Origin of the sequence: Neptunicella plasticusilytica (assembly GCF_047922965.1) — a bacterium.
Classification (GTDB): Bacteria; Pseudomonadota; Gammaproteobacteria; order Enterobacterales; family Alteromonadaceae; genus Neptunicella; species Neptunicella plasticusilytica.
The window spans coordinates 3,632,456-3,644,774 of the sequence record NZ_CP150481.1 but is presented as its reverse complement, the minus strand read 5'-3'; the positions used below and the strand labels follow the sequence as shown (position 1 = coordinate 3,644,774).

Genomic DNA, 12,319 nt, shown 5'->3' with positions numbered 1-12,319 from the left:
TTAACAAATCGTTGATAACGTTTTCATTGTGAGTTAAGTATTGTCAAAAACAGGAATTAAACTGGTCGCGGAATTATCCGGTGTTTCTCCCGCTACAGTGTCCAGAACATTAAGTAATCCGGATATTGTGTCTGCCACAACCCGTGAAAGAGTATTGCAAGCTATCGAACAATGCGGCTATACACCTAATCGTTTTGGTGCCAGTTTGCGTACCCAGAAAAGCGGCAGTATCGTAGTGATTATTCCTGATATTACCAACTCTTTTAACGCTGGAATTATCCGTTCTATCGAAGATGCGGCCGCCAAGGCAGGTTATTCGGTGTTACTTGGCGATACTCAGCGTGATGCAGATAAAGTAAAACATTATGCCGCCATGGTGCGCTCCGGTCAGGTCGACGGCATTATCCTGTTTTCTCAACATTTGCCTTTTGACGTCGAGCCCGGCACTACCGTAGAACAACTGCCGCCAATTGTGAATTCTTGTGAGCCGCTAAATGTGGATGATGTGTGTCAGGTGATGATCAATAACGTAGATGCGGCCAAAACGGCGGTCAATCATCTGATTGAATTGGGTCATCGTCGTATTGGTGCCATTACCGGTAATATGGATGCGCCCAGCTCCAATGACCGTCTTACCGGTTATAAACTGGCACTGGAACAGGCTGGAATAGCCTTTGATCCGGATTTGATCACCAATGGTAACTATCTGATTGGTTCGGGAAAAATCGCCGCAACCAAGCTACTCGAATTACCAGAGCCTCCCACCGCGATATTCTGTTTTAGTGATAATATTGCCTATGGTGCCATGAGTGCGCTGCATGATCATAACATCAAAGTACCGGAGCAAATGTCGCTGGTCGGATTCGACGATACCGAATATTCGGCCTATATGAATCCGCCGTTGACGACCATTCATCAACCCCTGGTCGAAATTGGCCAGAACTGTATGGATTTGTTGTTAGCCCAATTGGAACATAAACCTATTGCCCGTCGCTATATTGAGTTGCCGGTGCAATTACTGGTGCGCGGTAGCACCGGACCTCGTCCTTCCTGATAGGCTGAAATCTGTTCAGGCCAGATGTTGGTTAAAAAATGCCAATGTGCGTTGCCACGCCAGTTCCGCATTGACCTGATCATAACGGGCAGTAGAATCATTGTGAAATCCATGCCGAGCACCAGGATAAACAAATGCCTGGTAGTCTTTGTTGGCTGTTTTTAACGCCTTTTCATAATCCGGCCACATGGCGTTCACCCACTCATCCAGCTCACCCATCTGGATCATCAGCGGGGCTTGAATATTCTTTACTTTGGCCAAATCTGGCGCTGCACCATAAAAAGGAACGGCTGCATCAGCCAAGTCAGGTGCTTCGGTGACAATTTTATTCACCATACCGCCGCCGTAGCAAAAACCGATTACACCCAGTTTACCGTTTCCTTTGCCATCACCTTTAAGCGACTTGGCCGCAGCAAAGAAATCATTAGCCAGTTTGTCTTTATCCATTGATGCCTGCATTTTCTTGCCTTGTTCGTCGTTGCCGGGATAACCGCCTACAGGATAGAGGCCATCTGGCGCAAAGGCGATAAATCCTTGCTTGGCGAAGCGACGGGCGACATCTTTGATGTAAGGATTGAGGCCCCGATTTTCGTGAATAACCAGTACCAAGGGCGCCGGTTTATCCAGTTTGCTGGGTTCTACCCGATAACCTTTGCCGGTGCCATAGCCATCTGGAGAGCTGAACTCCTGATAGCTGGCAATAATGTCCGGATCGTTGAAAGAAACCTGCTCGGCCAGGGCATAATTGGGCATTAACGCGTCCAGCATTATGCTGGTTGTGAGCGCACCCACCGACAACTTGCCCAGTCCACTGAGAAACGCGCGCCGGTTAATCCGGCCATGGGCAAATTGATCGTAAAGAGTAAAGGCTTGTTCGGGGAGTTTAGGGTGCTTTGGCATGGCGGTTTGGCTCTCTGATTAAGGTCAACACGTCCTAGTCTAGCTTATTTTGAAAGATTCAAGCCACTTTGCTTGTCTATAGTGGTTAAGTAGTTAATAGCAATAAAACGGATCTCTGCCATGCTGATTAAAATTCCCCGCACCAGCAAATTAACCGAAAACCAGGTAACCGACGAGGCGGTGTATTTACAACGCCGTCAATTACTTAAAAAAATGGGCTTTATCGGCGCGGGAGCATTACTGTCGGGGGCGATTGCTGCAAGACAGGCTCAGGCCGGGATATTTGATATTTTTGATGACGATAAACCCAAAGAAGTGCCGTTAAAGGCGCTGGATTTTACCAAGGCAACTAAACCTTATATCACCGACGAAGTGATGACCCCCGAAGATAAAGTCACGCACCACAACAATTACTATGAATTTGGCGCCAAGAAAAGTCAGCCTGCCGAATATGCGCGCGGTTTTGTTACCGATCCCTGGTACTTAAAAGTCGAAGGTGAAGTGAATAAACCCTTACTGCTCGACTATGATGCACTGTTCAGTCGTTTTCCGTTGCAGGAACGCATTTATCGTTTACGCTGTGTGGAAGCCTGGTCAATGGTTATTCCCTGGATTGGTTTTCCTCTCGCCGATTTAATTAAACAGGCCGATCCTAAATCCAGCGCCAAATATGTGGCGTTTCAGACATTATATGATCCCGAACGTATGCCCGGTCAGGATAGTCGTTTTCTGGGGGGCGGAATTGATTATCCCTATGTGGAAGGCTTGCGTATCGACGAAGCCATGCACCCGTTAACTATGCTGGCAGTGGGTTTATACGGTAAAGCTTTGCCCGGCCAAAATGGCGCGCCAATCCGTTTGGTGGTGCCCTGGAAATATGGTTTTAAAAGTATTAAATCCATCGTGTCGATGAAATTAACCACACAGCAGCCACCGACCACCTGGAATAAGTTAGCTCCTCAGGAGTACGGTTTTTACGCTAACGTGAATCCGGCTGTCGATCATCCGCGTTGGAGTCAGGCCAGTGAACGCCGAATCACTACTGGCGGTTTGTTAGCTAACAACCGGATTGATACGCTGCCGTTTAATGGTTATGCAGAAGAAGTCGCTGGTTTATATAAAGGCATGGATTTACGTCGCAACTACTAATCACTCACGGGAAAGTTTTATATGACACCAGCAAGACGAATATTTTTACTCAAGGTCGTTATTCATCTTGGTGCAATACTTCCGTTAGTCTGGCTGTATTATCAGGCGTTTCACGACGGCTTAGGTGCTGATCCTGTTAAGGCTGTGATCCATTTTAGCGGTAAAGGTGCATTAAATATCTTGCTACTGACCCTGTGTATCTCACCGGTTGCCAAGTTCTTCAAACAAGGTTATTTAATTAATGTGCGACGGTTAGTTGGTCTGTACGCCTTTTTTTATGCCAGTGTGCATTTAGCCAATTTTATCCTGTTTGATTTGCAATATGATTTTTCGCTGTTGTTGAGTGAAATTATTAAGCGGCCCTATATTACCGTAGGTATGTTGGCACTAACTTTTCTGCTGGCTCTTGCCATCACATCACCAATGAAAGTCAGGCGTAAAATGGGACGCAACTGGCAACGCCTGCACAACAGCATTTATCTGATTGTGTTGCTGGTCTGTACCCATTATATCTGGTCTGTAAAATCCGATATTATCGAACCGTTGATTTACTTTGCGATTAGCTTTGTATTGCTGTGGTTGCGAAAAGATAAATTAATGCGGATGGTGGGTTAATCGCCCGCTTTAACCATATAAAAACAGTCTTCAATCGGCATCGGCTTTGGGTAGTCGGCTAGAATGAAGCCAAGCGATAAATAAAGTTGCAGAGCATTATGGTTATCTTTTAAAACAAATAGTGAGCATTCGCTAACTTGTAATTGTGCACGACCTTTTTTGATCAATTGCTCAACCAGTAACTTTCCCAATCCCCGACCACGTTGATCGGGAGACACAACCAGTCTCCCCAGATGGCAACGCCCCTCACGCAGATAAAACTGACCAAATGCCACAAACTGCCGGTTGTCATCCTGTAACGCAAAGGAGTTTAGCTCATCCAGTTTTAGTCCTTGGCGAAAGGTCTCAGCCGTAAAGGGAAACGGAAACTCCGGACCACCCCATTGATAGGTCTGTTGTTGACTGGTAAACCAGTTCATCATCTGGCTGAGCAGTATATTGGTAGGAGGAATGAGCTTCATCGTGGCAGCTAGTCGGTTAGTCAAAAGGATAAATTAGCATTTGAGCAAGGCGTTGGAAATACTTTGTATTTATAGCGGCAAATGTTGATTTATTCTTTACGCCAAACTGGAAGCTAATAAAAAAGCCCCGATTGTTGTCGGGGCTTCGAGTGTTTATCAGGTTAAAGCAACGAAATATTATCCCATGGTCACCACGACTTGATGCTCACCAGAATAATCCGCGTAAGGAATGGTATTGCCTTCAATGGCTTGACCATCGATTTCAATTTTCATTACGCCTTTGCTGACCTTATTCGGGTTATTCACCTGAATATGATAAGTCGCATCGCGGAACTGGCGTTTAACCGAGAACTCATTCCAGTCCTTAGGAATACAAGGGTTAATGGTTAAGCCGTTATAATCCGGTGCGATGCCCAGAATATATTGGGTGCCGGCATAGAAAGACCAGGCCGCTGCGCCGGTTAGCCAGCTGTTTTTGGCCTCACCGGGAATGGCGGCGTCTTTACCGGCAATCATTTGGCTGTATACATAAGGTTCGGTGCGGTGTTTGGCCATATCCTGTGGACGGAATAGCGGCGTAAAGCGGCTAAAATAATCAAACGCCTGATCGCCGCGGCCTAATATGGCCTCACTGACCACAATCCAGGGATTGTTATGACAGAAAATTCCGGCATTTTCTTTGTAACCAGGAGGATATGAAGTAATTTCGCCATAGTATTTGTTGTAATCACTGTAGGCAGGTTGCTGCAGCACTATGCCATGTTCGGCGAGTAAGTGCTGATTAACTGCATTCAGCGCTTTTTCGGCACGACCATCTTGCATGCCAATACCGGCCATTAAACAGAAGCCTTGCGATTCGATAAATATTTTACCCTCATCGCAGCTATGGCTACCCAGCGGCAAGCCGCGAGAGTCATAGGCGCGGATAAACCAGTTACCATCCCAACCGTGTTGATCGATGGTGGCGATCATCTGGTTGATATGAACACGGGCTTTGGCAGCGTCTTCAGTGCGTCCGGTTAAATCGCATAAATTCGCGTATTCGTTACCGTAAAGGACAAACTGGCCGGCAATCATCAGCGATTCTGCGACATCCGATTCACCGCGCTGGGTGGTTTGATAGGATTCATTCGGCTCGGTGGAAAAACAGTTCAGATTTAAGCAGTCGTTCCAGTCGGCACGGCCAATCAGCGGTAACCCATGCGGACCTAAATTATTCACCACATGGTAAAAAGACGCAGTTAAATGATCGAACTGGGTACTTTGTACATCGGGCGTATCTTCAAAGGGCACTATAGTGTCCAGAAATGCCACATCGCCGGTTTCTTTAATATAGTTGGCAGTGGAAAGCACTAGCCACATGGGATCGTCATTAAAGTTACCGCCAATCGCCGCGTTACCTTTTTTGGTTAATGGTTGATATTGATGGTAGGCCGAACCGTCAGATTGTTGGGTGGCAGCCAGATCGATAATTCGCTCTTTAACCGCGTTAGGCACCATGTGGGTAAAGCCGATGGTGTCCTGATTGGAGTCGCGGAACCCCATACCCCGGCCAATGCCAGACTCATAAAAAGACGCACTACGCGACAAGTTAAACGTCACCATGTTCTGGTATTGGTTCCAGATATTCATTGCCCGGTTCATGCTGTTATTCGGCGTATTCACCGTGATTTTACCCAGCAGGTTATCCCAGTATTGATTTAACTTGGCTAATTCAGCTTCGAACTTTGCGTCAGTATCGAACTTGGACTGAAAATCCCAGGCCGGATTTTTATTGATTACACCTTGTGACTGCCATTTTTGCTTTTCCGGCACTTCCACATAACCCAATACAAATACCATACTGGCGGTTTCGCCCGGGGCTAAATCCAGCTTGATATGGTGCGAAGCAATAGGTGACCAGCCGTGAGCATGAGAGTTGGTGGATTGACCATTTTTGACTACTTGCGGATTGCCAAAACCGTTGTAGTTACCGATAAATGCATTACGATCGGTATCGAAGCCGTCAATATCGCGGTTAACGCTGTAAAACGCGTAGTGATTACGGCGTTCGCGGTATTCGGTTTTATGAAAGATGGTATTGTTTTCAATCTCCACTTCACCGGTAGACAGGTTGCGCTGGAAGTTGGTGCCGTCATCTTCGGCATTCCACAAGCACCATTCAATAAAGGAAAATAAATCCAGTTCTTTGCTGCTGTCGCTGTTGTTGGTTACTTGCAAACGATGTACTTCGCCTGTGGTGTCGAGCGGCACGAAGGAAGTGAGTTTACTGGCGATCTGGTTTTTTTCTACGCTGAAGCTGGAATAACCCATGCCGTGACGACATTCGTAGTGATCCAGCTCACAATCCACCGGACGACCACTGGCACTCCATATATCGCCATCAAGATTAAAGTAGAAATAACGGCCGCCGGAATCCATTGGTACATTGTTGTAGCGATAACGGGTTAAACGGCGAAACTTGGGATCGCGGTAAAAGCTGTAACCGCCGGCGGTATTGGATATCAGCGCATAAAAGCCGTCATTGCCTAAATAATTGATCCACGGCAAAGGTGTATAGGGAGTGGTAATGACGAATTCTTTATTGGCGTCGTCAAAATAACCGTATTGATCTTGTTGCATTGTTTGGTTGTCCTGCAAATTGTTGTTATACAATCGTTTTCATTTGAATAAATAAAAAGGCCAGATTATAGGCCTAAGGACAGAAAAAGCTCGGCTTTTTCTGTCCTGCCTGGGTTAGGCTGGTAGTTTGTCATACCAGCTTTTCTTCAATATTACGCCGCTGATCACCAGCATCAGCATAGTGGCAAAAGTGGAATCCCATTCTCTTACTACGATAAAAATAGGTAACGCCACCAGACAGGTTTGGGCAATCACCCCAATAAAGATATTAAACATATCGCGCTTGAAAGCCGGATTCGCTTCGAAGGTGGCGTCTTCTGCTACCACCGCTTCGCGGATAGGCCCCCAGAAGCCCCAAGGATTAACCTGTTTATAGAATCGCTTCAGTAGTTCAGTATCTTCGGCGGGAGTTTTAAGGCTAACTACGACGCAGATAACCGCAGTAATCACCAGAATTACCGGGAAAGCGAACAGGGGAACAATAGCGGGGGTAATATCGTAAGCAGCCAAGGGTGCTTCCAGCATAGGAGGAACCAGTCCAGCGCACAAAATACCGGCCAACATACTGGCAAAATAACCATAGCCGTTCAGTCGCCACCAATACCATTTAAGTACATTGGCAATGGCGTAACCGGCCCATAAACCGGACACTAGCCATTGCAGAATACTATTAATGCTCTGCACGCCCAGACCAATTGCGGTACTGATAATGACAACCGCAACAGACACAATGTAGCTGGCACGGATTAGCGATTTGGTGTCGGCTTCGGGATTGATATAGCGTTTGTAGATATCGTTAACCAGATAAGCGGGAACGGCATTAACTGTTGAAGCAAAAGTCGACATAAAGGCGGCAATCAGCCCCGCCAGCACCAACCCCATAACACCCACAGGTGCGAATTCGAGGATCGCACCGGGCAGAATATTTTCAAAATCCAGGCGACCGCCGGACATCAGGTCCAGTTTGTCATAGTACACCAGGGCTAAAACAGTAAAGCCGGCAATCATAAAGTAGCGGATAGGCATCAGAATGATCGATACAAAGCCGCTCATCAATGCACCTTCGCGTGGAGATTTAGTCGCCAGAATTTTTTGCATATCGTAGTTGGGAGCAGGACCGGCGGCACTTTTTACAATACCGTTAAACAGCGCCATCATTACAAAGATACTGAACAGTGAATAACCATCAGAAATGATTTTCTCATTGACTTCGGTAATGGTTGCCGACCAGTCCAAATCGAGTGTCCAGCCAAAAAATGGATTCATCCAGCCCTCAGGTACCACGGCATTGAGTGTTTCAGGTGAGACTTCCATCATCGCCACAATACCAATAAAGAGTGCAGAGAAGGTCATAATCGAAAACTGCAACACATCGGCCCACACAATACTCATCATGCCGCCCAAAATGACATATAAGGTAGCAATGGCGGTGAAGATAATGCCGTAGAAATGCGGCACATATTCAGTCGCTACCTCAAAAGGAATATAGGGCGAAACCACTTCCCAGGGAATAAAGATCTCGATGAATTTTCCGATGCCGACAAAACCGTAGGCCAGAAAGCCCAATGCGCCAATTACCGCAAAAGCAATAACGACCATATGGGACAGTTTACCGCTAGTCCCGTCGCCAAAACGTGTGCGCATCCACTCTGCGCCAGTTAGTACATTGGAGCGACGCAACCAGATAGACAAATATACCATCAGGAAGATCTGGTTGAAAACCGGCCAGACCCAGGGGATCCAGATGCTTTTCATACCATACACAAAACACAATGTGACCAGCCACATGGTACCGGATATATCGAACATGCCGGAAGCATTGGATAACCCCAGTAAATACCAGGGCAGGGTTTTGCCGCCAACAAAGTAGTCGTCCATGCTTTGTGCGGCACGTTTCTTGAGATAAAAGCCGATGCCGACAATCGCCATCAAATAGAGCAGGATAATACTGATATCCAGTAAAGTGATTTTCATTGTTATTGTTTCCACATCTTTATGCCCATTTCGGACAGATCGTTATAAATTTCCAGACAGGCTCTGTTGTTGTGATAAGGACACTTCCAGAAACCCGCCTTTTCATCTGTCGTTGATGTACTGCCATTACTTTTCCAATGCCACTCACCAAAAACAGGATCGCTGATATGTTGTCGAATAAAGGCCCAACTGTTCAGCACCTGGTCTAAATATTTCTGTTCACCGGTTTCCATATAGCAACGCCAGCAAGCTAGCATGGCCTCGGCCTGTACCCAACCGTACTGGTTTTTATCTTGTTCGGTCAGACAAAAACCGTTGTTACTGTCCAGGCCGGTTGATATGGCGCTATCCACCATTGAACAAGCCAGCTTAATCGCCAAGGAGCGTTTGTCCGGTTGCCAGTTTGTTACCCACTTAATTAGCAACCAGGACGATGCACACAAATGAGGCACATTCAAATTTAATTGAGCGTGGCGGTTAAGTAATTCCAGCGTCCTGTCCAATAGATTTGTCAGGCAACGAATAACATCCGGGCGAAAACTCAAGCTGGCAAATTTGTCTAGTGCTTCAATAATATGTAACCAGGTGCGCCAAGTGTAACCGGTTTCACTGCTCACTACATCAAAAGTTTTATGTTTAAACAGTTGTTGCAAATTAAACCAGGCTTCTAGCGTCGTATCCGAGCAGGCTCCCTGATTAGCGTGAATATCATATTCACTTAATGCATACAGCCAGTATGCCTGGGCGATGCATTCATCATCCAGATTCTCGAATGATTTAAGGTTTTTACTGTGCCAGCCAAGACGCTTGTTGTCGGCCTGAATTAAATGGTTCTGGATAAAATTGCGTGCCCGATCCGCATGATTAAGTAAAGCTTCTTCATTAAAAACACCGTAAGCCGCGCTGAAACTCCACATAATCCGACAATGCAGGATAGAACCTTTGGCAGCCGACTTATTAACTTTGCCATCTGCTCCAATACTGCCCCAATAACCACCTTGTTGCATGTCACAGGCTTTAAACATCCAGTAAGGGAGAATAATCCGACGCACTTCATTTTGTAGTTCATCCTTAAATTGTTCTGGCGTCATGCAAATTGACCGTCAATGAATAATGTTATAAAAATTTACATTATGATGAAAACGTTTACAAGAAGAAAAATACTTGGGTACCGGTTTTTATTGGTTTGTGGTCTTATGAATATTGCTGTTGTCCCCGAGAATAACTAGTTGTATAAAATATGTTCACAGTTGAATGTCCGGATGGGTGAAATGAGGGTATCAAGGGACAAAATATGTTGCTGATTAGGCAGTTAGTACTAAAGTTAATACTATCTGCTCGTGTCGTATTTTGAGGGCATAACATGTTGCAAAAGTATCTTCTATCTCTCCTGCTTATTCTGGCTATTTCTGCCTGCTCCACTACCAATATGGCGTTTTTAAACAAGACGGAACATTTGAAATCCGCTGAGCTTTTTAATGATCAGCTTTTCCCTGATTATCAGCAGCAACATATTGAGTCCGAGCACGAGATTTTTTATTTGTCTGATGCCGTCAAAAAATACATGGATGACAATATTTTTCCGGTGCATGGTTCGGCTAAACGCATAGAGCTATTGGCTGATATCCTATTTGATCAGGCCAGTCTTAACCTGATTTATGCTAATGACGCCAATACTACTGCCAGTCAGACCTTTGTTAATCAGCAAGCAAATTGCCTTTCAATGACCATTTTGGCCTATTCAATGGCCAAGTATGCAGGCTTGGATGTGGTGTTTCAGGAAGTCAAAATTCCCGAGTATTGGGTGCGGCGAGATGGACATAGCCTATTAAATGGTCATATCAATTTAAAAATTAAACCTGAGAAAGATCCGACTCACCGGGTTGCATTGCAATTTGGCTCCGAAGCCGTAGAAGTGGATTTTAACCGCAACGTACCCATGCAACACTTTATTAAAAAGCCATCCAGCAAGGCTCGGGTTATGGCCATGTTTTACAATAATAAAGGGGCCGATGCCTTGCTGGCTGGGGACTTTAGCCGAGCTTATGCTTACTTTAAACAGGCACTGGTCGTTGATCCCGAGTTTATTCCTGCCTGGGGTAACCTGGGTATACTGTATCGCTATATTAACCAGTTTGATTTGGCCGAATCAGCTTATCTTCAGGCATTGAATCTGGATAACAATAACTTGAATAACCTTGAAAATCTGGCAATTTTGAAAGAATTTGAAGGACAGAGCCAGCAGGCCAGCGAGCTTTATCGCATGCTCGACAATAAAAGGCAGTCTAATCCCTATTACCATTTTATCCAGGGGGAAGAACAGTATGATCATGGAAACTGGGAGCAGGCGATTGTCTATTACAATCGGGCATTACGGCTAGATAATAAAGTACATGAGTTTTATTTTGGATTGGCCAAAGCCTACTATCAGTTAGGGGATACTGATCATAGTAAAAGATATCTAAAAATGGCTAAACGTAATTCAATTAATGAGGCGATGGAAAATCGCTATCAGGGCAAACTGGACTTACTTAGTCGAAACTAGCGAATGAACGTAAACAGAGTATTTTTGCTTGCCCTTATCTGTTGTTTTTCTAGTGTCGCAATGGCAGGCTGTCTAAAGACGACTATTAACGAATCTGTTGATGGTGAGCGTTTATGGCTGGATCTACAAACACTCTCGGCCGATGAAATGCAAGGGCGGGAACTGGGTCATAATCAACTTGCCCAGCAATTCTTGAGCCGTCGTTATCAGCAGATTGGTCTATCCCAATTTGATCCAGACTATCTGCAAATTTTTGTCCATGAATATCTTATCGGCAATGTCCAGGGAGCCAATGTTGTTGGCTGGTTGGAGGGCCGTGAATATCCACAGCAATATGCCGTGATCACTGCGCACTACGATCATTTGGGCAAAAAAGGCCGTCGAATTTATAACGGTACAGACGACAACGCCTCCGGTGTTGCGGCACTATTAGCTTTGGCTACCCAAATTGCTAAACAACCGTTACGTCATTCGGTGATTTTTCTGGCCACTGATGGGGAAGAAAAGGGCTTTTTTGGTGCAACCGCTTTTATTGATGCACCACCCGTTGAATTATCTGCTATCAAGCTGAATTTGAATATGGACATGATTTCCTATCCCGGGCGTAAACGTACTCTATATTTGGCGGGCGCCAAAGCTTATCCTCAGTTAAACCCTATTGTAGAAGACGCCATTGCTCAAGCCGGAGTTTGCCTTAAAGTAGGACATGAAGGGGTATCCCGAGGTTACAGCAGCGATAAACGCATTGACTGGCGTAAGGCCAGTGATCATAAGGTCTTTGCTCAAAAGAATATCCCGTTTATGTACTTTGGGGTGAATGATCACCGTTATTATCATACCGATAAAGATGATATTGCCAATATTGATGCGACCTTTTATCAGGCTGCGGTTGAAACCATCCTAAACAGTTTGAGACTTTGGGATCGCTCTGTTAACTAATCTAAATCAGCCAATTTCTTGATGTCTTTTCAAACGCACCTCTATGGTGCGTTTTGTTTC

General features: G+C 45.5%; 10 protein-coding genes. 5 read left to right on the top strand and 5 right to left on the bottom strand.

The features are described from left to right. Positions 1-40 precede the first annotated feature (40 nt). Positions 41-1,054, top strand: coding sequence for a LacI family DNA-binding transcriptional regulator (locus tag V1467_RS16350; protein WP_416306037.1), 1,014 nt, complete (start codon positions 41-43; stop codon positions 1,052-1,054). 15 nt (positions 1,055-1,069) lie between these two features. Here V1467_RS16350 and V1467_RS16345 read toward each other — a convergent pair whose 3' ends face one another. Beyond that, the gene (locus V1467_RS16345) at positions 1,070-1,954 is read right to left on the bottom strand and encodes a dienelactone hydrolase family protein (RefSeq protein WP_416306036.1); all 885 of its coding nucleotides are present in this window, start codon (positions 1,952-1,954) and stop codon (positions 1,070-1,072) included. Between the two features lie 120 nt (positions 1,955-2,074). Between V1467_RS16345 and msrP the strand changes: the two genes are divergently transcribed. Together msrP and msrQ are read left to right on the top strand one after the other, a co-directional pair. Continuing rightward, positions 2,075-3,103, top strand: a complete 1,029-nt coding sequence (msrP, locus tag V1467_RS16340; RefSeq protein WP_416306035.1) for a protein-methionine-sulfoxide reductase catalytic subunit MsrP — start codon at positions 2,075-2,077, stop codon at positions 3,101-3,103. A gap of 21 nt (positions 3,104-3,124) precedes the next feature. Continuing rightward, positions 3,125-3,718: a protein-methionine-sulfoxide reductase heme-binding subunit MsrQ gene (gene msrQ / locus V1467_RS16335; RefSeq protein WP_416306034.1), complete on the top strand. Its 594-nt coding sequence runs from the start codon at positions 3,125-3,127 to the stop codon at positions 3,716-3,718. On the opposite strand, the gene V1467_RS16330 is transcribed toward msrQ, so the two are convergent. The 4 genes from V1467_RS16330 to V1467_RS16315 form a co-directional block, all read right to left on the bottom strand. Continuing rightward, positions 3,715-4,179: a GNAT family N-acetyltransferase gene (locus tag V1467_RS16330; protein ID WP_416306033.1), complete on the bottom strand. Its 465-nt coding sequence runs from the start codon at positions 4,177-4,179 to the stop codon at positions 3,715-3,717. The genes msrQ and V1467_RS16330 overlap by 4 nt on opposite strands. A 177-nt stretch (positions 4,180-4,356) precedes the next feature. Further along, positions 4,357-6,801 (bottom strand): GH36-type glycosyl hydrolase domain-containing protein, encoded by a 2,445-nt coding sequence (locus V1467_RS16325; protein WP_416306032.1) that lies wholly within the window; start codon positions 6,799-6,801, stop codon positions 4,357-4,359. A 114-nt stretch (positions 6,802-6,915) separates the two neighbouring features. Continuing rightward, positions 6,916-8,775, bottom strand: a complete 1,860-nt coding sequence (locus tag V1467_RS16320; RefSeq protein WP_416306031.1) for a sodium:solute symporter family protein — start codon at positions 8,773-8,775, stop codon at positions 6,916-6,918. Positions 8,776-8,777: 2 nt separating this feature from the next. Further along, on the bottom strand, positions 8,778-9,866 hold the full coding sequence (locus V1467_RS16315; protein WP_416306030.1) for an AGE family epimerase/isomerase: 1,089 nt from the start codon (positions 9,864-9,866) through the stop codon (positions 8,778-8,780). A 272-nt stretch (positions 9,867-10,138) separates the two neighbouring features. Here V1467_RS16315 and V1467_RS16310 point away from each other — a divergent pair, with 272 nt between their 5' ends. Both V1467_RS16310 and V1467_RS16305 read left to right on the top strand, forming a co-directional pair. Continuing rightward, a complete protein-coding gene (locus V1467_RS16310) occupies positions 10,139-11,320 on the top strand; it encodes a tetratricopeptide repeat protein (RefSeq protein WP_416306029.1) in 1,182 nt (393 codons plus the stop codon). A 60-nt stretch (positions 11,321-11,380) separates the two neighbouring features. After that, complete coding sequence (locus V1467_RS16305; RefSeq protein WP_416306028.1) at positions 11,381-12,259, top strand: M28 family peptidase; 879 nt, start codon at positions 11,381-11,383, stop codon at positions 12,257-12,259. Positions 12,260-12,319 lie beyond the last annotated feature (60 nt).